This is a genomic window from Rosettibacter primus, from assembly GCF_036860675.1.
Lineage (GTDB): Bacteria > Bacteroidota > Ignavibacteria > Ignavibacteriales > Melioribacteraceae > Rosettibacter > Rosettibacter primus.
Window position 1 is genome coordinate 24,859 of the sequence record NZ_JAYKGK010000014.1, and the last position, 26,080, is coordinate 50,938.

26 protein-coding genes are annotated in these 26,080 nt (G+C 30.9%); 9 read left to right on the plus strand and 17 right to left on the minus strand.

Translation table 11 applies throughout. From position 1 onward, the window contains the following. Positions 1-62: 62 nt before the first annotated feature. The gene (locus tag VJY32_RS13400; RefSeq protein WP_353678438.1) at positions 63-647 is read right to left on the minus strand and encodes a hypothetical protein; all 585 of its coding nucleotides are present in this window, start codon (positions 645-647) and stop codon (positions 63-65) included. A 56-nt stretch (positions 648-703) separates the two neighbouring features. Next, positions 704-1,558, minus strand: coding sequence for a zinc metalloprotease HtpX (gene htpX / locus VJY32_RS13405; protein ID WP_353678439.1), 855 nt, complete (start codon positions 1,556-1,558; stop codon positions 704-706). Positions 1,559-1,711: 153 nt separating this feature from the next. Between htpX and porQ the strand changes: the two genes are divergently transcribed. Further along, a complete protein-coding gene (porQ, locus tag VJY32_RS13410; RefSeq protein ID WP_353678440.1) occupies positions 1,712-2,641 on the plus strand; it encodes a type IX secretion system protein PorQ in 930 nt (309 codons plus the stop codon). Between the two features lie 3 nt (positions 2,642-2,644). Here porQ and VJY32_RS13415 read toward each other — a convergent pair whose 3' ends face one another. The 5 genes from VJY32_RS13415 to VJY32_RS13435 form a co-directional block, all read right to left on the minus strand. After that, the gene (locus VJY32_RS13415) at positions 2,645-3,787 is read right to left on the minus strand and encodes a tetratricopeptide repeat protein (protein WP_353678441.1); all 1,143 of its coding nucleotides are present in this window, start codon (positions 3,785-3,787) and stop codon (positions 2,645-2,647) included. A gap of 57 nt (positions 3,788-3,844) precedes the next feature. After that, the gene (gene lpdA, locus VJY32_RS13420) at positions 3,845-5,263 is read right to left on the minus strand and encodes a dihydrolipoyl dehydrogenase (protein WP_353678442.1); all 1,419 of its coding nucleotides are present in this window, start codon (positions 5,261-5,263) and stop codon (positions 3,845-3,847) included. 168 nt (positions 5,264-5,431) lie between these two features. Further along, positions 5,432-6,805: a 2-oxo acid dehydrogenase subunit E2 gene (locus VJY32_RS13425; RefSeq protein ID WP_353678443.1), complete on the minus strand. Its 1,374-nt coding sequence runs from the start codon at positions 6,803-6,805 to the stop codon at positions 5,432-5,434. Positions 6,806-6,834: 29 nt separating this feature from the next. Next, entirely contained in the window at positions 6,835-9,507 is a 2,673-nt protein-coding gene (gene aceE / locus VJY32_RS13430) for a pyruvate dehydrogenase (acetyl-transferring), homodimeric type (protein ID WP_353678444.1), read from the minus strand. Positions 9,508-9,627: 120 nt separating this feature from the next. Beyond that, positions 9,628-10,518 (minus strand): cation diffusion facilitator family transporter, encoded by an 891-nt coding sequence (locus VJY32_RS13435; protein ID WP_353678445.1) that lies wholly within the window; start codon positions 10,516-10,518, stop codon positions 9,628-9,630. A 601-nt stretch (positions 10,519-11,119) separates the two neighbouring features. Between VJY32_RS13435 and VJY32_RS13440 the strand changes: the two genes are divergently transcribed. The 7 genes from VJY32_RS13440 to VJY32_RS13470 all read left to right on the plus strand — a co-directional run bounded on the left by VJY32_RS13440 (position 11,120) and on the right by VJY32_RS13470 (position 18,635). Next, complete coding sequence (locus tag VJY32_RS13440) at positions 11,120-11,350, plus strand: DUF2061 domain-containing protein (protein WP_353678446.1); 231 nt, start codon at positions 11,120-11,122, stop codon at positions 11,348-11,350. Positions 11,351-11,358: 8 nt separating this feature from the next. Continuing rightward, positions 11,359-12,060, plus strand: coding sequence for a phosphoadenylyl-sulfate reductase (locus VJY32_RS13445; RefSeq protein WP_353678447.1), 702 nt, complete (start codon positions 11,359-11,361; stop codon positions 12,058-12,060). A gap of 11 nt (positions 12,061-12,071) precedes the next feature. Continuing rightward, positions 12,072-12,953: a sulfate adenylyltransferase subunit CysD gene (cysD, locus tag VJY32_RS13450; RefSeq protein WP_353678448.1), complete on the plus strand. Its 882-nt coding sequence runs from the start codon at positions 12,072-12,074 to the stop codon at positions 12,951-12,953. Between the two features lie 444 nt (positions 12,954-13,397). After that, positions 13,398-14,750, plus strand: a complete 1,353-nt coding sequence (locus VJY32_RS13455) for a sulfate adenylyltransferase subunit 1 (RefSeq protein WP_353678449.1) — start codon at positions 13,398-13,400, stop codon at positions 14,748-14,750. A gap of 46 nt (positions 14,751-14,796) precedes the next feature. Then, positions 14,797-16,116, plus strand: a complete 1,320-nt coding sequence (gene cobA, locus VJY32_RS13460) for a uroporphyrinogen-III C-methyltransferase (protein ID WP_353678450.1) — start codon at positions 14,797-14,799, stop codon at positions 16,114-16,116. Positions 16,117-16,174: 58 nt separating this feature from the next. Continuing rightward, positions 16,175-18,388, plus strand: a complete 2,214-nt coding sequence (locus VJY32_RS13465) for a nitrite/sulfite reductase (protein ID WP_353678451.1) — start codon at positions 16,175-16,177, stop codon at positions 18,386-18,388. Then, complete coding sequence (locus VJY32_RS13470) at positions 18,381-18,635, plus strand: sulfurtransferase TusA family protein (RefSeq protein WP_353678452.1); 255 nt, start codon at positions 18,381-18,383, stop codon at positions 18,633-18,635. The genes VJY32_RS13465 and VJY32_RS13470 overlap by 8 nt, the downstream gene beginning before the upstream one ends. Positions 18,636-18,977: 342 nt before the next feature. On the opposite strand, the gene VJY32_RS13475 is transcribed toward VJY32_RS13470, so the two are convergent. From VJY32_RS13475 to VJY32_RS13510, 8 genes are read right to left on the minus strand one after another with little or no spacing between them, the layout of a single operon-like run. Continuing rightward, positions 18,978-19,409 carry a M67 family metallopeptidase gene (locus VJY32_RS13475; RefSeq protein WP_353678453.1) on the minus strand — a complete coding sequence of 144 codons (432 nt, stop codon included), beginning with the start codon at positions 19,407-19,409 and terminating at the stop codon, positions 18,978-18,980. Further along, positions 19,406-19,630, minus strand: coding sequence for a sulfurtransferase TusA family protein (locus tag VJY32_RS13480; protein ID WP_353678454.1), 225 nt, complete (start codon positions 19,628-19,630; stop codon positions 19,406-19,408). Before VJY32_RS13480 ends, VJY32_RS13475 begins: the two co-directional genes overlap by 4 nt. Then, positions 19,627-20,109 (minus strand): DsrE/DsrF/DrsH-like family protein, encoded by a 483-nt coding sequence (locus VJY32_RS13485; RefSeq protein ID WP_353678455.1) that lies wholly within the window; start codon positions 20,107-20,109, stop codon positions 19,627-19,629. Before VJY32_RS13485 ends, VJY32_RS13480 begins: the two co-directional genes overlap by 4 nt. An 11-nt stretch (positions 20,110-20,120) precedes the next feature. Further along, positions 20,121-20,927, minus strand: coding sequence for a HesA/MoeB/ThiF family protein (locus VJY32_RS13490; RefSeq protein ID WP_353678456.1), 807 nt, complete (start codon positions 20,925-20,927; stop codon positions 20,121-20,123). A gap of 14 nt (positions 20,928-20,941) precedes the next feature. Then, positions 20,942-22,177 (minus strand): O-acetylhomoserine aminocarboxypropyltransferase/cysteine synthase family protein, encoded by a 1,236-nt coding sequence (locus tag VJY32_RS13495; RefSeq protein WP_353678457.1) that lies wholly within the window; start codon positions 22,175-22,177, stop codon positions 20,942-20,944. Next, positions 22,178-22,387: a sulfur carrier protein ThiS gene (gene thiS, locus VJY32_RS13500; protein WP_353678458.1), complete on the minus strand. Its 210-nt coding sequence runs from the start codon at positions 22,385-22,387 to the stop codon at positions 22,178-22,180. Between the two features lie 15 nt (positions 22,388-22,402). Then, complete coding sequence (gene cysK / locus VJY32_RS13505) at positions 22,403-23,329, minus strand: cysteine synthase A (RefSeq protein WP_353678459.1); 927 nt, start codon at positions 23,327-23,329, stop codon at positions 22,403-22,405. A 21-nt stretch (positions 23,330-23,350) separates the two neighbouring features. Further along, on the minus strand, positions 23,351-23,794 hold the full coding sequence (locus VJY32_RS13510; protein ID WP_353678460.1) for an RrF2 family transcriptional regulator: 444 nt from the start codon (positions 23,792-23,794) through the stop codon (positions 23,351-23,353). Between the two features lie 343 nt (positions 23,795-24,137). On the opposite strand from VJY32_RS13510, the gene VJY32_RS13515 reads away from it, so the two are divergent. Next, positions 24,138-24,644, plus strand: coding sequence for a hypothetical protein (locus tag VJY32_RS13515; RefSeq protein WP_353678461.1), 507 nt, complete (start codon positions 24,138-24,140; stop codon positions 24,642-24,644). Here the strand turns inward: VJY32_RS13515 and VJY32_RS13520 are convergent. Continuing rightward, positions 24,641-25,012 (minus strand): hypothetical protein, encoded by a 372-nt coding sequence (locus VJY32_RS13520; RefSeq protein WP_353678462.1) that lies wholly within the window; start codon positions 25,010-25,012, stop codon positions 24,641-24,643. The genes VJY32_RS13515 and VJY32_RS13520 overlap by 4 nt on opposite strands. An 86-nt stretch (positions 25,013-25,098) precedes the next feature. Beyond that, the gene (locus VJY32_RS13525; protein ID WP_353678463.1) at positions 25,099-26,040 is read right to left on the minus strand and encodes an alpha/beta hydrolase fold domain-containing protein; all 942 of its coding nucleotides are present in this window, start codon (positions 26,038-26,040) and stop codon (positions 25,099-25,101) included. Positions 26,041-26,080: the final 40 nt, after the last annotated feature.

A 26,080-nucleotide genomic window follows, 5' to 3' on the forward strand; every position in this document is an offset into this window, starting at 1 on the left:
AATTTTAAATTGATTCAAGTGTAAAGATAACTAAATCATTTATGCTAAAAAAATTAGAAGGACTACTTACTTCTTACTGTAAAAAATAAAATTACTGTCGATATTAACACTCCAACAATTATTATTGGTTGAATTAAATTTTTTAATAACGGCTGTTCAGGAATTTTTCCTTGAGTAAATTTTAGAATTTTGTTTTCGAGTGATTCTATATCATTATATTTAACTGTATCTGAATAATTATAATAAAATTTATAAGGCTCTTGCGATTTATTAATAAAAATTGCTGAACCACTTATCGAAATTTCTCTAATCAATTCATCATCACCAAAAAAACTAAGTCGATTAAAATTATTGTAACTAACATTAATATCAGTTAAGGCATAAATTAGATTTACCTTTGAAGAATCCTTCAACAAATTAAATCCATTACTTAAAAATGAATTTATAATATATGGTCTTAATTCCTCGTAAGAAGATGGCAGAATGATATCAAGTTTAATTGCATCATCATTTTTATTTAATAAAGAATCTATACTTTTTATGGACTTATTAATTAATTGACAGCATATTTCAAAATTTGTTTGAGAAAACAATACTGAATAATTAACAAAAATAAATCCTAAAAGTATCAGATATTTTTTTTTCATTAAACAACTATTAATTAAATAAAATATTCAAGATTAATACTGACTATAAACTTACTTTATCTTCTTCCGCTTGCAATTTCTTTGAGTCTTGCAATTCTTTCTTCCACCGGTGGATGAGTAGAAAATAATTTAACAAAAGATTTACCACTCAAAGGATTTACAATAAACATGTGTGCAGAAGAAGCTCCCGCATTATGCATTGGAATCATTTCATTTGCTTGAGATAATTTATTCAAAGCAGAGGCCAGGCCAAGAGGTTTTCCAGAAATTAATGCACCACCTTCATCTGCCATAAATTCACGCGAACGCGAAATTGCCAGTTGAATTAACATTGCAGCTATTGGTGCAATAATTATGAGAGCTAATTCATAAAAAATATTTCCATTGTCTCTGTCATCTCTATTGCTTCCTCCAAACATTGCAGCCCAACCTGCCATGCGGGCAATAAATGTAATAGTTCCAACAAGTGTTGCGGCTATTGTACTTACAAGAATATCTCTGTTTTTAATATGAGTTAATTCATGAGCAATTACTCCTTCGAGTTCATCACTATTAAGAATTTTCATTATTCCAGTTGTTACTGCGACTGCCCCATTTTGTGGATTACGACCTGTCGCAAATGCATTTGGTGTTGGGCTATCAATCACATAAACTTTTGGCATTGGCAAATTAGCTTTTGAAGATAGCTTTTCTACAATATTAAATAATTCTGGAAATTCACTTCTCGTAACTTCATGTGCTCTATACATTGCTAATACAATTTTATCTGAAAACCAATATGAACCAAAGTTTAATGCAAGTGAAATTATAAATGCAATCATCATTCCTGATTGACCGCCAATTAAATTCCCCACTAAAATAAATAATACCATCATAGCAGTCATTAGAATTACAGTTTTAACGCTGTTCATTTTATCTCCTTTCCTTTATTTCATTATTAATAAAAACTTTTGCATTTCTAACAGAATTAGATTTCTTATTGTTCCGCAAGATTCAAAAAGTTTTTTATTACCTTGCCTTTATAAATGATTATCTTTAAAATCGTGCATCAAAAATAGAGAATTATGACAAAAGCAAAAATAATATTTGTATTTCTTTTAACAACAACTATTTCTTTCTCACAAAGTGTTTACAAATTCTTAGAACTTGATTTAAGTCCCCGTGCTGCTGCACTTGCGGGAAGTTTTGTTGCTAACAACGACGACCCTAATGTTGTTTTTTATAATCCTGCCGGAATAAATTTTTTAGAAAGTAATCAATCTTCATTTTCTTTTTTGAAACATTTGGTTGATATTAATTCCGCTTCATTTGTTATTTCAAAAGAATTTGAAACCATTGGGAAATTTAGTGCAGCTGTTAAATACATTAACTATGGTAATTTTACAAAGGCTGACCCTCTTGGATTAAAACTTGGTCATTTTGGCGCAAGTGATGTTGCCTTATTAATTGGTTATGGAAATCATCTTGATAAAAATTTTTACTATGGAATTAATGTCAAGTTCATTTACTCTGGAATTGAAAATTATTCTTCTACTGCTGCTGCAGTTGACTTAGGAATGCATTATGAAATTCCAGAACATTTATGGAATTTTGGTTTTTCAATTTTGAATCTCGGCTCACAATTGAATTCTTATTTTAATACAAAAGAAGATTTACCATTAGACATTAGACTTGGATTTTCAAAACAACTTTCAAGAGTTCCTTTAAGATTCTACTGGTCGTTTAATAATCTTAATGAAAAACAGGATAACTTTTTTTCTAGATTCAAACAAATAACATTCGGAAGTGAAATTCAACTTGGACAGAGCTTTAAATTGCGCATAGGTTATGACAGTGAAAAAAGAAGAGAACTAAAAATTGGCACAACAGCAGGATTGGCAGGTTTCAGCCTTGGTTTTGGCTTCAAGGCTTCAAGTTATTTTATTGATTATGCATACTCGTCATTAGGTTCAATTGGTTCACTTCACAGATTTGGAATTACAACAAGATTATAGTTTTCATTTTCTATATGGAACTTTAAGATACATTCTTGCAAGTTCATGAGAATTATTTCTGTCTCTCATTCTAAGGACTTCATTATAATAACTAATTGCTTTATCTCTCTGTCCTTTCTGGTCATATAACATTGCAAGATACAAAACCGTATTGATTAAAAATCCAGATTCAGTTTTTTTATCAATTTCTCTTGAAAGTTTTTCGCATATCTCAAAATAATATATAGCAGAATCGACTTTTTCACTTATCTTATAATCCATGCCGAGGTAATAACTTGCTTCTCGTTTAAATCTTTTGTTGTAGCCTTGAAAACCTTTTTCACACTTTTTGTAGATATCTCTAAAAATTTTTGCTGCTTCTTTGTAATCATTTTCCTTAACAAAAGTTAAACCATAATATTTCTGAAAGTTAGGATTATTAGGAAAATCTGAAAGAAGAAGTCTGCCCCATTTTCGTGCTTCGTCCATGTCATTTTCAAATTGAAAATTAAGTGTCATTAAAAAATATCTTGATTCTATTCTTGCGTATCTTCCATTCCATGCAACATTTTCAAGTTCTTTTAATCCTCTTTTCTTATCACCTTGAGGGAAAAAGACCATGAAAGGTTTAACAGCTGGATATCTTTGTGGAATTACCTCAGCATAATAATGATAAATACCAAAACCAAGTTGAACATCTACATTTTTTGGGTCTGCTTTGTATGCTCTATAAACAAGATCTAAACCTTCTTTTCCATCGAGTGCAGCCTTAATCCAGTTTTCACGAATTCCAAGTAATCTTCCCCTAAAACCAATAGAGCCGCCTTTGAAAAAAATAGCATCAATATTTTTAGGATTCTTATCAAGAATTTTATCACACATGTCAATTACTTCTTGCAACTGGTTATAAAATTTCTGGTCCATGCTTTCATCTTCTAAATTGAGTAAAATACGCCACCATGTAATCATTGCTTTGAAAAATTTTCCCGAAGGATGATTTGGATATTCTTTAATTACAATATCAAATGTTTTTTCTGCTTTGTCAAATTCAATACCATAAATTTGATTTACACCAGCCTTGACTAAAGAGTCGTGGCGAACCCAATCATAATTTTGAGCATGAACCAATGAGGTTAAAAGAAAGAAAAGGAAAATTTTAGTATTCATACATTTTTTTAAAATTGTGCAATCATTCAACAATCAAAGATGCAATAGGTTCTAAATCTACTTTCGTTTTGGTCTATATAAATCTGTAGCATGACCATAATATAATTCAGCTGCAAACATTAATGTTTCAGATAAAGTTGGATGTGGATGAATTGTTAATTCTAAATCTTTAACTGTTGCACCCATTTCAATTGCAAGTGTACCTTCAGCAATCATATCTCCAGCACCTACCCCAACAATAGCTACACCGATAATTCTTTCTGTTTCAGGTTCAATTATTAATTTTGTTAAACCATCATTTCTATCGAGAGTAGCAGCTCTACCACTTGCACCCCACGGAAATTTTACAACCTCATACTTAATGCCTTTTTGCTGAGCTTCTGTTTCTGTTATTCCAGTCCATGCAATTTCTGGATCTGTAAAGACTACCGCTGGTATTGCATTTGGTTCAAATACAACTTTGTGACCGAGAATAGCTTCAACAGCAGTGCGACCTTCTGCAGCTGCTTTATGTGCAAGCATTGGATTTCCTACAACATCACCAATTGCATAAATATTTGGGTCATCTGTTTTTAATTGTTTATCAACTATTATGAAACCTCGTTCATTTACTTTGACTTTTGTATTTTCCAATCCAAATCCTGATGTCACCGGTTTTCTTCCAATTGATATAAGAACTTTATCAAATGTCATCTCAGCTTTGTCTATATTTTTTCCTTCGAGCTTAACTTTTATTCCCTCTTCAGTTTCTTTTAACTCAATAACTTTAGTTTCAAGATAAATTGAATCTAATTTTGTTTTAATTCTTTTTTCGAGAACAGCAACTAAATCTCTGTCTGCACCCGGTAAAAGTCCAGGCATCATCTCTACAACTGTTACTTTACTTCCAAGAGTTGCATATACTGTGCTTAACTCCAATCCAATATAACCTCCACCAATAACAAGAAGTTTTTCTGGAATATCATTTAATTCTAAAGCTGCAGTAGAATCCATAATTCTTTGTGAATTAGTTAAAATACCTGGAATTGAAGCAGGCACAGAGCCCGTTGCTATTATTGCTTTTTCAAATATAATTTCTTCAACAGTTCCATCATTTTTTGTAACAGATAAAGCATTCGAATTAAGGAATGAAGCTTTGCCATTTATATAATTAACTTTTCGTTGTTTGGAAAGTTGACCAAGTCCGCCTGTTAATTTGTTTACAACACTATTTTTAAAATCACGAATTTTATTGATATCAATTTTGGGTTTGCCAAATTCAACTCCCCACTTTTTAGCTTCTTCTGCTTCATTAATTAATTTTACTACATGAAGCAATGCTTTTGATGGAATGCATCCACGATAAAGACAAACTCCACCTGGATTTTTTTCCATATCTATTAGTGTAACCTGCATTCCTAAATCTGCAGCTAAAAATGCAGCAGCATAACCGCCGGGTCCGGCTCCAATTACTGCTAATTGTGTTTTTGTTGACATATTTTTTAATCTCTTTTGTTATTCAATACACAAATAATTGATTGGTTTTTTTTAATTATTAAATTTTATTTCTATTTACTTTTTCAAAGAAAAAAATCAAAACAAAAATTATTCATTTATGAAATAAACATCGGTTTAATTTTCAGAAAACAATTTGTAATTAAATAATCAGCCTTCAAGAAAAATTAAGAGTGGATTTTCAAGAGCATTAACAATCCATCTTAGAAATCTAATTGCATCAGCACCATCTATAATTCTGTGGTCATACGACAATGAAAGAGGCAACATTAATCTTGGTTTAAATTCGCCATCTACATAAACTGGTTCAAAAACAGATTTAGATACACCAAGAATTGCTACTTCTGGTGTGTTTACAATTGGAGTGAAATAAGTTCCACCAATACCACCAAGATTTGAAATTGTAAAACATCCCCCCTGCATTTCTTCAAGAGACAATTTTTTATCGCGTGCTTTTCGAGAAATTTCCGAAAGTTCTATACTTAACTGTGTTATATTTTTCTTATCTACATCCTTAATTACTGGTACAAGCAACCCTTTTTCTGTATCAACTGCTACTCCGATGTTAATATATTTTTTATAGATAACTTCATTTTTCTCCATATCAACACTTGAGTTAAACTGAGGGAATATTTTAAGAGCCGATGCCACTACTTTTAGCAAAATTGCTGTTACAGTTAACTTGCCTCCTGCAGTTTCAACTTTATTGCTATACTGTTTTCTAAATTTTTCTACTTCTGAAATATCAGCTTTGTCGAATTGTGTAACATGAGGAACAGTATTCCATGCATAAGAAAGATGTTCCGCAGTTTTACGACGCACATTACTCATTGGCAAACGTTCTATCTCGCCCCATTTTGAAAAATCTGGTAAAGGTTCTTTAGAAATTCCAACTTGAACACCTGGAACTATTCCTCCTTTTTGAATTTGTTCATTTAATAATTTTGCATAAGCTTTAACATCATCAATTGTAATTCTTCCCTTTGGACCGCTTCCTCTTACTTGTGTTATATCAATTCCAATTTCACGGGCAAATCTTCTTACTGATGGAGCAGCAGGAACTATAGTTTTTACAATATCTTGAGGAATATCAATAACCTGAGGCATGTGAGTATGTTCTTTAACTACTTCTTTAATTTCAGAATGCAATGGACTTGATTCAGCTTTTGCTTTTTTATTTTCAATTTCAGCTGAAGTATGAGCTGTTTGAGAAGTTAACTGCACTTGCTCAGAAGTTGATTCTTCTGATACTTTTTCCAATTTATCAATTTTTGATTTATCCTCTTCAGCTACTTCAACAGATATTAATGGTTCACCAACTTTAGCTTTAGTTCCTTCTTTGACATGAACTTTTTTGATAATTCCACTTACCTCAGAAGGCACTTCAATTGTAGCTTTATCTGTCTCGATTTCTACAATAATCTGATCAATTTCAATTTTATCACCTTCTTTAACAAGAACCTTTATAATATCTGCTGAACTAATATTTTCTCCAAGATGAGGAAGTTTAAAGTCTACTATCATTTTAGAATTCCAATTTTGTTAAAAAATTTTTATGATTTTGCCGGATTTGGTTTATCCGGATTAATTCCAAGTTCATTTTGTGCTTTTTTAACAACATCAAGTTTAATTTTATTTTCTTTATATAAAGAATATAAAGTTGCATAAACAATGTGTTTAGCATCAACTTCAAAAAAGTCTCTTAAAGCAGCTCTGCTATCACTTCTTCCAAATCCATAAGTTCCAAGAGAATGAAGTGGACCTGGCAGCCATTTAGCCATTGCATCTTTAATAATTTGTACATAATCAGAAGCAGCTACGAATACACCAGATTCTCCTTTTGTAATTTCTGAGATGTATGGAAGCTTTGGTTGGTCAGGATGAAACATATTCCATCTTTCAATTTCTTGAGCATTAAGATGAAGATTTTTGTAACTTGTCACACTCCAAATATCAGTAGAAACTTTATAATTATTTTCCAGAATTTCTGCTGCTTTAATTACTTCATTTAGGATTGTACCACTTCCAAGTAAATGAGCCTTTAGTTTTTGATCTTTCATTTCGCTAACTTTGAATTTATACATACCTCTCAATATTCCATCTTTTACATCACCAGGCATCGGAGGTTGAACATAATTTTCGTTCATTATAGTTATATAGTAAAATATATCTTCCTGTTTTTCATACATTCGATAAATACCATCACGAATAATAACAGCAAGTTCATATGCAAAAGCTGGATCATAAGCTAAAAGATTTGGAACAGGATAAGCAAGAAGATGACTATGTCCATCTTGATGCTGCAGACCTTCTCCAGCAAGAGTTGTTCTGCCTGCTGTTGCACCAAGTAAAAATCCTCTGCAACGCATATCGCCCGCAGCCCAAATTAAATCTCCAACTCTTTGAAATCCAAACATTGAATAAAATGAAAAGAACGGGATAGTATTTATTCCATGCACCGAATAAGCTGTTCCAGCAGCAATGAAAGAAGACATAGCTCCTGCTTCTGTAATTCCTTCTTCAAGTATCTGACCATTTTTAGCTTCTTTGTAATATAGGAGTGTGTCTTTATCAACAGGTTCATATAACTGTCCCACATGAGAATAAATTCCCACCTGTCTAAATAGTGCTTCCATTCCAAATGTTCTTGCTTCATCTGGAACAATTGGAACAATCAAATGACCTATTTCTTTATCCTTTAATAGTTTAGAGAGAATTCTAACATAAACCATAGTTGTTGAAACTTCGTGTCCATCTGAACCTTTATAAAACTCTTCAAATAATTCTTCAGATGGTGTTTTCAAAGGAGCTGCTTTAATTATTCTTTTAGGAATATACCCACCAAGAGCTTTTCTTCTTTCTTTCAAGTATCGAATTTCCGGGGAATCCTCTGGAGGACGATAGAAAGGAGCATTAGAAACTTCTTCATCACTTATTGGAATTGAAAATCTGGTCCTAAATTCTCTTAATTCTTCTTCGTTTAATTTTTTTTGTTGATGAGTAATATTTTTACCTTCCCCAGCTTCTCCAAGCCCATAACCTTTTACAGTCTTTGCTAGAATTACTGTTGGTGCATCTTTATGTTCAACCGCTGCTTTATAAGCAGCATATACTTTTTCAGGGTCGTGACCTCCACGTTTCATTTTTTCTAATTGTTCATCAGTATAATGTTCAACGAGTTTTAATAATTCTGGATATTTACCGAAGAAATGTTGTCTTATATATTTTCCATCTCTTGTAACATAATTCTGTGATTCGCCGTCAATTGATTCGTTCATTCTCTTAATTAAAAGACCAGTTTTATCAGCTTCCAAGAGTGGGTCCCAATCACTACCCCAAACAACTTTTATCACATTCCAACCGGCACCTCGGAAAATTGCTTCGAGTTCTTGAATTATATTTCCATTGCCTCTTACAGGTCCATCAAGTCTTTGAAGATTACAATTAATTACAAAAATTAAGTTATCTAATTTTTCACGAGCTGCAAGTGTTATTGCTCCAAGTGTTTCTGGTTCATCTGTTTCGCCATCTCCTATAAAAGCCCACACTTTCTGGTCACTTGGTTTTTTCAAACCTCTGTCTTCAAGATATCTTATAAATCTTGCTCTATAAATTGCCTGAATAGGACCTAATCCCATTGAAACAGTGGGAAATTCCCAGAAATCTGGCATTAACCATGGATGAGGGTAAGAAGATAATCCTCCCCCTGGTTGTAATTCTCTTCTAAAATTTTCGAGTTGTTCTTTTGTTAATCTTCCTTCAAGAAATGCTCTTGCATAAACTCCTGGAGCTGCATGCCCCTGAAAATAAATTATGTCTCCTTCATGATTTCCATCTTTGCCACGGAAAAAATGATTAAAGCCAATTTCATACAAAGTAGCAAGTGAAGCATATGTTGAAATATGTCCCCCAATACCTGGTTCAATTTTATTAGCTCTTACAACCATAGCCATAGCATTCCAGCGAACCAGACTTTTAATACGTCTTTCAATTTCTCTTCCACCAGGAAATGGAGGCTGTTTTTCTTTTGGTATTGTATTTATATGAGGTGTATTTGCAGTAAATGGAATTTCAACACCTTTTTCATGTGCATATGTGTCTAAATTATGTAAGAGCTCTTTAACTTTTTCCGGTCCACCTGTTTGTAAAACATATTCAAGGGATTCAAGCCATTCTCTTAATTCAATATCATCAATTTGAGTATTCCTTAAATTATTTTCATTCATATTTATCTCCCAATTTTCAATAATTATTTTTTTGTTAATTTTATAAAATTAACACGCTCCTTTAACTTTTAGTTCATTTAATAAATGTCCCTAACAAATATAAAAATTAATAATAAAATACTATTTTTCATCAATTTCGTTATCTGGTTCAGCATGAACCATAACTTTTACATTTTTGATTTTAGAAACAATAGCTTCTTCAACTAAATGAGAAATTTCGTGTGCTTGTTCAATTGTCATTGATTTATTTACGTGAATATTAATATCAACAAACTTGTAAGGACCAGATTCTCTAACTTTTATGTCGTGAGATAACACAACTTCAGGAATTTTGCTAACAATAGCTACTACTTCTTCTTTTAATCCCAATGGTGCTTTATCAATTAATGCATCAAAAGATTTTTTTCCAAGGCGATAGCTCACTGTCATTACGATAAATGAAACTATTAATCCTGCAATTGCATCTGCATAATAAAAATTAAAATACGCACATATCAACCCAATTATTACTACAGTAGAACTCCATATATCAGTCGAAAAATGAAGAGCATCGGCTTCGAGTGCCTGGCTATTATATTCTCTTGCTGCTTTACTCAGTGCACGTGAACGTGTTAAATCTACAATAATTGATGTAATCATTACAGCAAATGCCCAAACTGATACTTCAATTTCAACTTCTTTTGTAATTAATCTTCTGATCGCTTCGTAAATTATCCAAATACATGTAATAAATAACAAAATTGTTTCGATAAGAGCTGAGTAGTTTTCAATTTTTCCGTGTCCGTAGTTGTGTCCTTCATCTGGAGGTTTATCAGAATATTTAACGGCAAAATATGTAATTCCTGCTGCAATCAAGTCCAATCCTGAATGAAGTGCTTCTGATAAAATACCCAGGCTGCCTGTAATTAAACCAATGATAAGCTTTAATGAAGTAAGAAATATTGCGGCAAAAGCTGAAGCTATAGCTACTTTTCTTTTTCCAATTATTCTTTCAGATATTTCTGATTCCATTGATATAAAAGATGTTTTAACGTAGTTATAATTTTTTATTTATCACAACTAAAAATAAATAATTCATATTTATTATTTTACTACTGAGAAATTTAAAAATAAACTTGACATAATAACTTATTAAATTTATCTTTGCACTGAAAATAAAAAATTAGCAGATGACACCAAAAAATATTTTTAGTAATTGTATTTGTAAAATGTTTATCAAATGTTCTGTGAAGGAGCGGAGATAAAATTATATTTATAAATTTAATCTCAAGAGCCCTTCACAGATTGAAGGGCTTTTTTGTTATTAGCAAGAATAAGAAAACGATAATCAAAAAATAGAAAGGGACTAAAGATGAATAACTTACTTAAAACGAAGCATCGAAGTATTAGAAGGTTTAATACTTCTGTTTATATTCAAACTAATTTCTCAATTAATTACATCCAAAATTCAAATAATACCTGTCTCTGTACCCACCGAATGTTCTGTTGTTGTTAATACTTTTCTTTTTTTAATCAACACTATACTAAATAAATAATTAACAATATTAAACTTTAGTCTTTTTAGAGACTAATAATAAACAATCCCCATTATCAATAAAAAGATGGGAAAAACATGCATGAGAAGTCATATCGAAGTTTAATAAAATCTATTACTTACAGAATCACTGGCAGCTTATATACTGCAATAATTTCTTACTTTTTTACTGGAAGTGTAAGAATAGCTTTATCGATAGGAGGTGTAGAAATATTTACCAAAATATTCATTTATTATCTTCATGAAAGAATATGGGATAAAATCAAATTTGGGAAAGAAACAAAATCTGACATTGAATACAACATTTGAGGAATGAAATGGAAAGAATCGAAGAATTAAATAATCAATTAAAAAGTAAAGATACATTCGAGGTAATACAATATTTTTCAGAAACTTTTGGGAAAAAAGCAGCTTTTTCAACAAGTCTGAGTATTGAAGACCAGGTAATTACTCACATGCTTTCTTCCATTAATTCAAAAGTAAAAATATTTACACTTGATACTGGCAGATTACCAAACGAAACATACAGTTTAATTGAAAGAACAAGAGAACAATACAACATAAAAATTCACATTTACTTTCCCAATTACAGATCAGTTGAAAAAATGGTAAGGGAAAAAGGAATAAATCTTTTTTATAACAGCATAGAAGACAGAAAAAGATGCTGTTATGTAAGAAAAATTGAACCATTGAAACGCGCACTAAAAAATATAGAAGTGTGGATTACTGGTTTGCGCAGAGAACAATCAATCACACGGCAAAATATTGAATTAATAGAATATGACTATAATTACAAATTAATAAAAGTAAATCCACTTTTTAATTGGACAGAAGCCCAAGTATGGGATTATATCAAAAAAAATAATATTCCATACAATAGTCTTTATGATAAAAATTATTTAAGCATCGGCTGTGCACCATGCACAAGGCCGGTTCAACCTGGCGAAGATATAAGAGCCGGCAGATGGTGGTGGGAAAATCCAAATACGAAAGAATGTGGTTTACACATTAAACAATAATGAGGTGGAATATGGATTACTTAGATAAATTAGAAGCACAAAGCATTTACATTTTTCGAGAAGCATACCGCGAGTTCAAACATTTAGCAATGTTATGGTCAATAGGAAAAGACAGCACTGTACTTTTGCATCTTGCCCGCAAAGCATTTTTTGATCATATCCCTTTTCCTTTAATACACATTGATACTTCATTTAAAATACCTGAAATGATTGAATACAGAAACAAATTAGCTAAAGAATTAAAATTAAATTTAATAGTTGGACAAAACAAAGAAGCATTGCGCACCAAACAAACTTTTCCTGATGGAAATGTTGATCGTATTACTTGCTGCAAATTATTAAAAACTGAAGCATTGAAAAATACTTTATCCGGAAATTTTACGCGATACAAATTTGACCATGAATTAGGCATTTTCGTTGAAGACCCAAATAAAGAAGCTTATACTGGTGTTATTGTTGGTGTTAGAGCCGACGAAGAAGGAAGCAGATCAAAAGAAAGATATTTTTCACCGAGAGATAAAAACAGTGACTGGGATATTGGTGATCAACCGCCGGAACTCTGGAATCAATTTAAAACTGAATTTGCACCTAATACTCATGTAAGAATTCATCCTTTACTTGATTGGACTGAACTAAATATCTGGGAATATATCGATAGAGAAAATATTCCAGTTGTATCACTTTATTTTGATAATGGCGATGGTAAAAGATACAGGTCATTAGGTTGCTATCCTTGTACTTTTCCAATCGAATCAACAGCAAAAAATGTTAAAGAAATTATTGAAGAATTAAAAAGTGGAAAATTAGTCAACATAGCAGAAAGGTCAGGACGTGCTCAAGATAAAGATGGCGGAGGAACTCTTGAAGAATTAAGAAGAGAAGGATATATGTAATAGATTTTTGCTTTTGTTCTTTATCATAATTTTTACGTTGTATTAAAATGTTGAAATATTTTTTAAAGGTCATTCTAAATAAATTAAAGATTTCAAATGGTGCTTTCTTAAAAGTAAAGTGTTTAAAAATGGCACACAGAAAACACAGATTCAGAGCGATTTACACAGATTTTAAAATTAAAAATTCTTTTTCGATAACTTCGAACAGGGATGAGGTAAGATGTTTTTTACACAATTTACTGACGAGATTGTTTGATAATAATTGTAAAGAAAAATTTATTTAGCAAATAATTATTGTGAAAACAGATTTTAACAAGTCAAATATATTTTGCATGATAGTTAGCATTTTAATACAGTCTCATAAATCTTAAAGAGTTTAAAATATAAATCATGATTTCAAAATAAATATCAATTTTAGAATTAAGTAACAAATTGGAGTTTTTCATGAAAGAAAGAATGAACATTGTAATTGTTGGACATGTAGACCACGGGAAAAGCACTTTGATTGGAAGATTATTAGCTGATACAAATTCATTGCCTATTGGTAAACTCGAACAGGTAAAAAGAACTTGCGAATTAAACTCAAAACCATTTGAATACGCATTTCTGCTTGATGCATTAGTTGATGAACAAGCTCAGGGAATCACAATTGATACTGCAAGAGTATTTTTCAAAACATCAAAGCGGGAATATATTATCATTGATGCACCTGGTCATATCGAATTCTTAAAAAATATGATAAGCGGAGCTGCACGTGCAGAAGCTGCAATTCTTTTAATAGATGCCCACGAAGGCATAGCAGAAAATTCTAAAAGACATGCTTATATGCTCTCATTACTAGGAATAAAACAAATTGCAGTTGCTATTAATAAAATGGACCTGGTTAATTACAGCGAATCAAAATTCAACGAAATAAAAAATGATTATGTCGTTTTCTTAAAAGAAATTGGAATTGAGCCTATTGCATTTGTACCAATCTCGGCAAGAAATGGATTTAATTTAATTGAACATTCCAATAATATGACCTGGTATAAAGGGAAAACTATATTAGAATTAATTGATTCTTTTGAAAAAGAAAAAGGAGATGAAGAAAAAAATTTCAGAATGTTTGTTCAGGGAGTTTATAAATTTACAGAAAATGGTGACAACAGAAGAATTATTGCTGGAACCATTAATTCGGGGACAATCAATGTGGGAGATGAAATAATCTTTTTGCCTTCTAATAAAAAATCTACAGTAAAAACTATTGAAATATACGGTAAAGAATCTCCTCTTTTTGCTTCGGTTGAACAGGCAATCGGACTGACATTAACAACTCAAGTTTATGTAAAGCCTGGCGATTTAATCTGCAGAACTGACCAGCAGCTGCCTTTTACTACAAATCGATTTAAAGCAAATATATTCTGGATGGGAAAAAATTTACTGAGCATTCACAAAAAATATAAATTAAAAATCGGTACAAATAAGGCTGGATTGAATATCGAAAAAATCATAACCGTAATGAATGCTTCTAATTTGGAAAGCACGATAAATCGAGAAGAAGTTCATCGCAACGAAGTAGCACAAATTATTTTTAAAACAGATAAACCAATTAGCTTTGACCTCTTTAATCAAATAAAAACTACAGGACGTTTTGTTATTGTCGATGAATATGACATTGCAGGCGGCGGTATAATTGTAGAAGCTCTTGAAGAAGAGGAAAAGCCAGCTAAAGTTGATTATTCTGAATTTGAAAAAGAATTATATCAATTAATTAAAAAATATTTTCCACACTGGGAAATAAAACCAATTTTTTAATCATGTTTTTAATTAATGAAAATAAAATATTATGAAAGAGATCAAAATGTATAAGATAAATTCATTACCGGTATTATTAAGGAACCCAAAAATTTTGATAATCGGCGGTGGGAAAGTAGCACTGCAAAAAATAAAAGTGCTTAAGGAAAATGAAATCAATTTTTTTGTAATATCAGAACATCTCTGCGACGAATTAAAGAATTATACTTTCCCTTATAAACTAAAGAAATTCGAAAAGCATGATGCTGATAACTACAATATTATTATTGATGCAACCGGTAATAAAGAGGTAAATTCTATACTTAAAGAAATTAAAAAAGAGAGATTCATTTTGCTTAATACAGTTGATGTACCAGATGAGTGCGATTTTTATTTTTCTTCATTATTAAAATACAAGAATCTTAAAATCGCAGTTTCGAGTGATGGTGCAAGTCCCACTATAACACAAATTGTTAGAGATAAAATAAAAGAATTTTTACCAGAGGGATTAGGCAACCTTGCAGAGAAAAAATTAAACGAAAGAATAAATGGTATTGTGAATATTGAAGAAACCAGAAAAGAAACTCTTCGATTATTTGGTAAGGTGTATATAATCGGCTGCGGAATTAGCGGAATAGATATGCTGACAATTAAAGCATTCAACACAATACAGAATTTAGATGTAGTGCTTTATGATCATCTCATTACAGATGATATATTAAATATTATTCCACCAAATATAGAAAAAATTTATGTGGGCAAATGCAAAGGCAAACATTCTATATCACAAAATGAAATCAACAATTTGATGCTTGCTTATGCATCGCAAGGATTTAAAGTGGGACGACTAAAAAATGGAGACCCATTTATATTTGGAAGAGGTGCTGAAGAAGCTGAATTTTTAGTAAGCCATAACATTGATGTAGAAATCATCCCTGGTATTTCATCGGCATTTTCTGCACCTTTATCTGCTGGAATACCACCTACCGCACGTGGTCATTCGTCTTCGGTTTCTATTGTTACGGGTCACTTAAATGGCAATGTATTCGATAGTTCATGGCTCGATTTATTAAAACGTAAAAATCATACTACAATTGTTCTTATGGGATTAACTCAGGTTGAGAACATTGTAAAGTTCGCTATAGAAATCGGAGTAGACAAAAATTTACCGGCAGCAATTATTTCAAATGCAGCAAGAAGTAATCAAAAAGTTTTAATAACAACGTTAGAAAATTTAATCACTATTTCAAAAGAAGCTGAATCACCTGCAGTTTTAATTTTTGGGAATGTTGTTAATTATTCCAACATACTTCCTCATATTAAAATTAATAACATTCAAAGTTCAGAAAAGCGGGATGCATATACTATTTATTCAGCCAAAGGTTAATATGCTTCTTGCTTAACTGTAAAAATAAATTAACAAAATAAATGAAAGGAGAATGAAAATGACACAGGTAACTATTTGGGAGCAGATAGACATTAATCGAGGGTATGATGTCTATAGTGAAATTAATGAATACGAAGAAATCATAAATAAATTAAAAGCCGGTGAAATTCATCCCGAGAGATTCAAAGGATATCGTCTTACTTTTGGAACTTATGGAGTAAGGCATCATGGCGAAGGAATTCACATGCAAAGAATTAAAATCCCAAGCGGATTTATTCTTTCAGAACAAATTCGACAAATTGCATCTATAACAGAAAAATATGTTGGTTCCGGTCATGCACATCTAACCACTCGTCAAGATATACAACTTCATTTTATTAAAATCGAAGATATACCTGTTATTCTCAGGATGCTTGCTGATGTTGGAATTACAACAAAAGAAGCATGCGGAAATTGTGTTAGAAACATTACTGCATCTTATTTATCTGGAATTAACCCTAATGAATATTTTGACATTTTACCTTATTCAATTTTTTGCACAAGATATTTTTTAAGGCATCCTTTAACTTCAACATTGCCAAGAAAATTCAAAATATCATTTTCAGAAAGTGAAGAAGATTTTGCCTTATCTCGAATTCATGATATTGGCTGCATTGCGCAAGTTAAAAACAATGGTAAGGAAGAATATGGATTTAGAATTTATGTTGGCGGCGGACTTGGTTCTGTTCCAATGACTTCTAATTTATTATTTGATTTTATACCTGTAACAGAATTTTATCCATTAGCAGAAGCAATACTAAGAGTATTTCATAAATATGGAACTGAAGAAAGAAACAACAGAAACAAAGCAAGAATGAAATTCTTAATTGCACGGATTGGATTTGATAATTTCAAAGAACTTGTTGCAAAAGAATTTGAAGTATTAAAAAAGTTCAGACAAATTGATGACGAATTAAAAGAATATGTAAATAATTTCCCGCTCCCAGCTCCAACAAAAAATGGGAAATCTGATGGACCGGAAAATACACGAAGATTAAAAAATCCAATTTATCAGAATCAAAATGTTGAAATTGATCCTCTATGGAAAACATTTCTTAATAAATACTTAATTAAACAAAAACAAACCGGGTATTATGCAATCTGGATAAAACCACCATTGGGAAATATTACTCCAGATAAACTCCGTCTAATTGCCGATTTTTCTGACCTTTACGGTGCTGGTTATATGAAAATTTCTCCAACTCAAAAATTACTGATACCATGGGTTGAAGAAAAATTTTTACAAGACACATTTCTATATCTCAAGGAAAATGGATTAATAGGTGGGACCACAGAAGCAATGCACGAAATTGTCTCTTGCCCAGGTGCTTTTTCTTGCCGACTTGCTGTTACCCATCCTTATAACTTTGCAGAATATATTGGCAAAAACATAGATGATCTTAATGGATTAAGAATACACATATCAGGCTGCCCTAATTCTTGTGGACAACATCACATTGGCGATTTAGGATTTTTTGGCGCATCTCTAAAAATAGATGGAAAGCTTTCACCTCATTATGTGGTTTTAATAGGCGGCAATGTTTTTCATCAAAGAACTCGTATTGGTCAAGTTATTGGTAAAGTACCTGCTGCAGCTGCTCCTTTGTTTGTAAAAGAAGTAATAGATTTTTGGAAAAATCAAAAACAAAACGGAGAACAATTTTTTGAATTTGTTGATAGAGTTGGAATCGATTCATTAAGAAGAATTCTTTCGAAATATTCAAAAGTGCCCCAAGATAATCCTGAATATTTCCATGAACCTTATATTGATGAAGAATTCAAAATGGAAGCAGAAACACGAGGAGAATGCGCAGGCAGTTTACTCGATATAATGGCAATCAATCTTTATGATTCAATGAGAAATATTTACGAAGCAGAAGATGACATTAAAGCAGAAAATTGGTCAGCTGTAAAATCTAAATGTTTCGATTCATTATTAAAATGCTCAAAAATGTACGTTTACTTAGAAGGAATTGAACCACAAAATGAAGAAGAAATTCTTACTGAATTTGTAAATAGAATTGTTCCAAAACATTGGTTGTGCAATGATTGGTCCAATATTAAAGATAATTATTTTATATGGAAACACTCGTCGGATGAAAAAGAAATTGCTCTAAGAATTTTCGATTATACAAAAAGATTTGTAGAAGATTCTGATAAATCATATTTACGACTTTTACCAAATTTGAAAATTATGGAATGTGCAAAAATTACAGGAGAAGAAGATGTCTGAGATCCAAATTAAACCAGACGAAACACTTGACCTTAAAGGTGTATCTTGTCCAATCAATTATGTAAGAACAAAACTAAAACTCGAGACAATGCTAATTGGACAAATCTTAGAAGTAATTTTAGATGATGGTCTACCAATAAAGAATGTTCCATTATCATTAAAACAAGATGGACACGAAATAATATTACAGGAAAAGATAAATGAAAAACATTGGAAAATTCTTGTAAAGAAAAATAATGATGATTAACACGCATCATTAATTATGGCAAAGGTCATGCTTTTAGAAGAAAATTAAAATCTATGGAATCTATTAATAAAATATCGACAGAATGAAATGATTGTCATACACATAATTGGTGAAATAATGCAGAATAATTGTCTCCATTTTCTGATTTAATAACAAAATAATCTCACTCCTGTTAGAGGTTCATAAAAAATTATTGACTGGATTTCAAAGATTGAAGGGATAGATACCTAAAAATTCTTCCAAAGTGACAGAGCCATTCTTTTGTGGGAATGGCTCTGTCTCTTTTGAATAATAGATGTTCAATTATGCTCAATTTGAACTTTAACATAAAAATCAGCTACATCATGAATTCAATGTTCTGAATTCTACATTAATAACAACTTCTATTTCACTTACATTTTTATCTTTATCAACTTTAAAGGCTCTAATTACATCTTCTGTTAATGAATAAATTAGGTAAACGATATTAGTATCGTTTGCTAATCTAATGTCCTCTTTTGACATTCTTGCTGGAGTAGCAGGGTGAGTATGATAAACGCCAATTAAATCTAAGCCTTTACTGCGGGCATATTTAAGTGCAGCAAACTGCTCTTTTGGATCGAATGTAAAATGTTCAGGTGAATTATCAATGTTTTTCATATAAATAACTTCCTTTGCAACATTATCATTGCCGGCTAAATAGCCGCATGCTTCAATAGGAGCTTCTTTTCGACCTTGCTCTTTTATTTTCTCAAGTAAATCTTTATTTATTTGGAAAAGAATTTTATCGCTCATTTTTCTATCACGATTTTATGAATTTTGTCTTTAATATGAGAAATTTCTATCACTTTATATCCTTGTTCTTTCACTGTCTTTGGAATATTATCAAGGGGTTCACCTTCAGTAACAAGGACTTCAAGACGGTCGCCAGCTTTTAACTTTTCCAATTCGAGTTTAGTTTTAACAAAAGTCATAGGGCAATGATCTGCAGTTATGTCAAGTTTATACATGTTCATATAAACAATACCTCCCCATTTTGTGAATACTCAAGGAATTTTGCAACGCCTAAAACTTCTTTTACTTCTGGAATAAAATCTTCTTTTTTCAATAATAGAATATGCATCGACATTTCACAGGCATAAAAATTAACAGACAATGCTTTTGCAGCTTCGATTAACGATTCAAGTGTTGCAACATTTCTTTTTTTCATAAGACCTGTCATAAGTTTTGGACTTATTCCGCAAAAATTTAATCTTGACAATGGAAGATTATTGAATCCTCCCATTAAAAAATTAAACATTTTTGTCAAGAATCCTTTACCAATTGCTTTTCTGCTTTTTGATTTTTTAATAACATTCAATCCCCAAAAAGTAAAAAACATATTTACTTCATAATTAACAGCAGCTGCACCAGTAGCAAGTGTAAAAGCTGCAATTGCTTTATCAAAATCGCCCGAGAAAAGAATCAGCGATAATTTTTTTCTATTTGTTTCCATATTCACCTCTCTTAGCTAAATTTTAAATCACAAACAGGCTGTTCATATTCTTTGAGTTCAGTAATTGTAGGATTGTCTCCGCAAATCAGGCAATTTTTATTTTTCTTTAAAGAAATTTCTCTAAACTTCATTTCAAAAGCATCGAAGGTTAATAATTTATTTATTAAAAGATTTCCGATTCCTAAAAGATATTTGAGTGCTTCTGTTGCTTGAATCGTACCAAGAACACCGGCAACAGAACCTAAAATACCTGCTTCACTGCAAGTAGGAATAAGACCTTTTGGTGGTGGTTCTTTGAAAATACATCTATAGCAGGTATTACCTGGAGTATATGTTATTGTTTGTCCATTAAATCGCAAAATACCAGCATGTGAAAATGGCTTTTTTATCATCACACAAGCATCATTAATTAAAAATTTTGTTGGGAAATTATCGGTTCCATCAATAATAAAATCGTAAGATTTAATAATGTCAATTATATTTTCTGCATTTAATCTTTCTTTGTATGTAATTACTTTTACATCAGGATTTAATTTCTCGATTTTTTCTTTTGCAGATTCAACTTTCGGTTTATTTACATCCGGAGTAAAGTGAATAATTTGACGTTGCAGATTTGTCAAATCAACAGCATCGCCATCAATAATACCAATTGTTCCAACACCTGCTGCTGCTAAATAAAGAGCTGCAGGAGAACCTAAACCGCCGGCTCCTACAATCAGAACTTTTCCGTTTAATAATTTTTGTTGCCCTATTCCACCAACATCTTTTAATATTATTTGCCGGCTATATCTTTCTATTTGTGATTCTGTGAATTCCATTTTTATTTCCTTTCTTATAGTTTTTCAAAAGCTTCCTTAAAGTCATTAATAATATCTTTAATATTTTCTATACCAACCGAAACTCTCAACAAATCATCAGTAACACCTGCAGCAAGTTTTTCTTCTTTACTAAAATCATGATAAATTGTGGAAGCAGGATGAATAATTAATGTTTTAGCATCTCCAAGATTAGCAAGATTTTTTGTTAGCTTTAAATTGTTAATAAGCTTAAAACACTCTTCTTTGCTGTTTAATTTGAAAGTTAATAGTCCACCAAATTTTTCATTAAACTGTTTTTTCGCAACAGTATGAAATGGATTAATTTTAAGACCTGGATAATTAACTTCTTTTACTTTTTTCTCATTCAATAAAAATTCTGAAAGTATTTGAGCATTAGTACAATGTTTTTCCATACGCAAGTATAAGGTTTCAAGACCAAGATTATGTAAAAATGCATTAAAAGGTGAAAGACAACTTCCAATATTTTGAACTATCTGTTTACGAGCAGCATAAAGGAAAGCAAAATGCCCAGCTTTTTTATGAAGTTGTTTAATCCTAAGAGATTTTGAATTTCCCCAATCATAATTTCCAAGGTCAGTTAATACTCCGCCAATTGCAATACCACTACCAGTTATGTATTTAGTAGATGAATGAACAGTAATGTTTGCACCAAACTTTTTTGCTTCAAAAATACAAGGGGGAGTTAAAGTACAATCCACAATTAAGGGAATGTTAAATTCTTTTGTAATTTTAGCAATATTTTCTATATCGGGCACATCGATTCGGGGGTTCCCGATTGTTTCTACAAAGACTAATTTGGTTTTTTCTGATATATTTTTCTTTAATGTTTCTAAATCTGTTAAATCAAGAAAAATAATATTTACACCAAATTTTTTTAATACCTCATTAAAAAATTGATAAGTGCCACCAAAAAGACTTTTAGACGAGATTATTTCGTCCCCTTGTTCAGTTAAAGCGAATATAACTGTAGAAATTGCTGCCATGCCAGATGCAACTGCAACCGAACCAATTCCATTTTCTAATGAACAAATTTTTTGTTCAAACACTGTAACAGTAGGATTAGCAATTCTTGAATAAATGTAACCAAATTTTTTTCCGCTGAATACTTCTTCTAAGTCTTCAGCAGTATTATATGCATACGAAGCAGTTTCATAAATTGGAATTGCAGTGGCTCCAAATCTTTCTTTTGAATCTATTCCAATATGAACTGCTTTTGTTTCAAATTCCATTTAACTTCCCCCGCCCATAAAATATAAAAAGTCGATTACATCGCCATCTTTCAGATAAATTTCTTGATAATTATTTTTTTCAACAAATTCTTCATTTAACTGAACTGAGACCATATCTGGCATTTCTACATTTTTTATTTTTAATAAATCCGAAATGGTGATTTTTTCTTGCTCAAGAATTTCTTCTTTTCCATTAATTATAAGTTTCATTTTTTCTCCCATTAGTTAGTCTGTAAAAACTGGTATACTTAAATATCTTTCACCAGTATCTGGAAATACAACAACTATTAATTTATTAGAGTTCTCTTCTCGATTAGCAATTTGCAGTGCCGCATGCATAGCAGCACCTGAAGAAATACCGGCTAAAATTCCTTCTTCTTTTATTATTCGTTTTGCCATTGATAATGCATCTTCGTTAGAAACTTTTATAATTTCGTCGATTATTTCAGTATTTAATACATCTGGAATAAATCCTGCACCTATGCCTTGAATCATATGCGGTCCTGGTTTATTACCAGATAATACAGCAGAAGATTCAGGTTCAACAGCTATTGCTTTGAATTGCGGTTTTCTTTTTTTAATAACTTCACTTACACCTGTAATAGTTCCACCAGTACCAACACCAGCAACAAGAATATCTACTTCACCATTTGTGTCATTCCATATCTCTTCTGCAGTAGTCATTCTATGAATTTCTGGATTAGCTGGATTTTTAAATTGTTGAGGTATAAAAGCGTTTTTATATTTTTTAAACAATTCTTCAGCCTTTTCAATTGAGCCTTTCATACCAAGATGCCCCGGCGTCAAAATAACTTCGGCACCGAATGCTTCTAATAATTTTTTCCTTTCTACACTCATTGTATCTGGCATGATAATAATCAACTTATACCCTCTGGCAGCACAAGTGAAAGCAAGCGCAATTCCAGTATTACCAGAAGTTGGTTCAATTATTACTGTATCCTTATTTATTAAACCTTTTTTTTCAGCCTCATTTATCATTGCTACACCAATTCTATCTTTAACGGAAGAACATGGATTAAAAAATTCAAGTTTAGCTACAACTTTTGCCTTAGAGCCATCCGTAATTTTATTTATTTTTACTAAAGGCGTATTACCAATCAATTTTGTAATATCTTCTGCAATGTTACTCATCTGATTCTACCCTACAAGTAATTAAATAATAAAATTATGAACTTCCGCATTATTTTTTTTCTTATGATTTTCTACTAAATCTTCCAAGGTAATTTTCTCTAAAGTATCCCTTATTACAGAATTAAGCTTAATCCATACATCTCTTGTAACGCATCCATCAATTTTTTTGCAAAAATTATCTTTATTAATACAATCAACAATTTCAATTCCCCCTTCTAAGACCTCCACAATTTCTCTCATCGAAATTTCGGAGGGTTTTTTTGCAAGAGTATAACCACCCTGAGAACCTCTAAAAGAACTAATTAAAGAAGCATTTTTTAGTAATATGACCAACTTGCTTAGATATTTCTCTGATATTTCCTGTTTTTTAGCTATGTCCTTAAGATAAATTGGACCATTGTTATAATTCTTCGCTAATTCAAACATAAATCTAGCGCCATAACGGCTGCGTGTTGAAAGTTTCATATTATCTTAAAAATTAATTACTACCAAAATGGTCTTCTTAGTAGCAATTATAAAAATAATTTTAATTCTTTTCAATAAAATTATTCTATTTATTTAACTTTATTTCTCGTTAAGTTTTTGTAAACAGGGGCTTAAAAAAACACTAATTTCTTTAATCAACTTTACTTAAATTCTGTGTAAATCTGTTTAATTTGAGTAATCTTTGTCTTTTTAATGATTATAAGAATTTTTAATTATTTAATAATAATTTTAGATACACATCACATAAAAAAAATTCATACGAAAAATTACTTGAATTAATAATCCTATTAGATTATAATTGTCTCAAAAGATTAATTTCGCTATGACAATTAATAATGCCAATACAATTAATCCTATCAATGAATTTATACATTCGAAGATTGATTTCAATAGTATTAAAAACATAAGTGAACTAAAGAAACAAATAGATTATGAATTCTTCATAAAATATTCATCTAATGAAAAGAAAAATTTATTTGTATCAGAGAAAGCTGATGATAATTCTAGTCAAAATAAAAGTGATTTAAGATTTCACGAAAATACTCCGATTGCTCGTCCACTTGAAAGTTCAACAATATTTAATGAAACAAAAAAGGTTCTCAATAAAAGAACAAGAAGAAATTTTAGTTCATATAATTATAGCGAGGATGCACCTCAAAAGACTGTTGAATCAAAAAATGAAAAGGGTTTTTATATAATTATTGATGGAATGGTTTTTCAACCAGCAGCAAAAAACGAAGACTTAAGTTACATTCAAAAAAGAATTAATAAAGTTTATCATATAAATTATACAAAAGACCCTGGTACACTTGTAAATGTAATTGCCTAATCACTATAACCTTTCTTTTTATAAAGTTTTGCGCCATAAATTCTTTGATTTCCAATCTGATTTACAATATAATGTTTCTCTGGTTTTCCATTTACTTCGAGAATTTCATAACCAACTACACCTCGTTTTATTAATTCACTTAACATTTTCAGGAATTCTTCTTTTTCTTTGTCGTTCAGGTCATCAATATCAAGTCTATTTGAGCGGCCAAGATTTAAAAACTTATCAAGTTTATCAAATACTTTGGCTGTATTTGAAATTTCAGCAGAATCCTTGAGTTTATATTCTTCTTTTAAAAAATCTTTTTTATCATAAATTTCTTTAAATATCGAACTTAAAAAGAAGTGTTCGTTTTTAATTGGTTCCATCACGCTCTCTTTTTTTATAATTATCGAAAAATTGTAAAAATTATTTAATGCATTTCAGTCAATTCAAATCAAACAATATAATTATCTCACAAAACTTTATTCAAAAAATTCACAATAATATTTACAACTTTTTGTTGCCAAGGATAAAAAAGCCAGAATGTATGAGGAGTATTCTCGATTGTATGAACTTCAAAATAAATATTATGCTTTTTCATAATTTCAATTGCTTCATCTCTTCCTGCATGAAATCTTGGTATTGAACTATTGATAAAAAGCATTGGCGGAGTATCTTTTCCAATGTAAGTTAAAGGTGAGGCTTCCAACCACAATTTCGGGTTCTCTTTATAAGTATAACCAAGCCACATTTTTGCAGCAGATGGTTTAGTAGGAATTGTATCTTTTCCACTTTCTGAAGGTGTTGTCATATCAAGAACTCCATCAATATCAATAATTGCTTTAACTTTAGATGAAAATTTTTTATTGCTCGGTTCATATTTTTTTTCTGATGTTGCACCAACCAATGCTGCAAGCTGTCCACCTGCAGATTGTCCCATTAAAACAATTTTATTAGTGTCAATATTATATTTTTTAGAATTTTCCTTTAGGAACAATATTGCTTGTTTAATATCATAAACTGAAGTTGGAAACAAAGCTTCGGTTGAAAGTCGATATTCAACTGTTGCAGTAATAAAATTTTTTGAAGCTAACTCAGAAGCAATAGGCCATTCCATTTCTTTATGACCCGAACGCCATCCACCACCGTGAATTATAATAATGCAGGGAAGTTTATTATCAATAATTCTAGGCATAAATAAATCAAGCTGCAGCTTACGTTTGCCCTCTTTGTAATAAACTATATTTTTTATTGATACTACATTTTCGTTCACTTTAGCAGGTTTAACAAATGGATAATCATTTTTTAATTTTTCATATGCTGAATAAATTGTAAATGAAGTATCTTGATTAACTTTATTTTGCGCATTAGGAATTGAATATAAAAGAAATAAAAGCAACCATACTTTTTTCATTTTTACTACCTCTTAAAATAAATTTAAGGGCTGTTCCAAA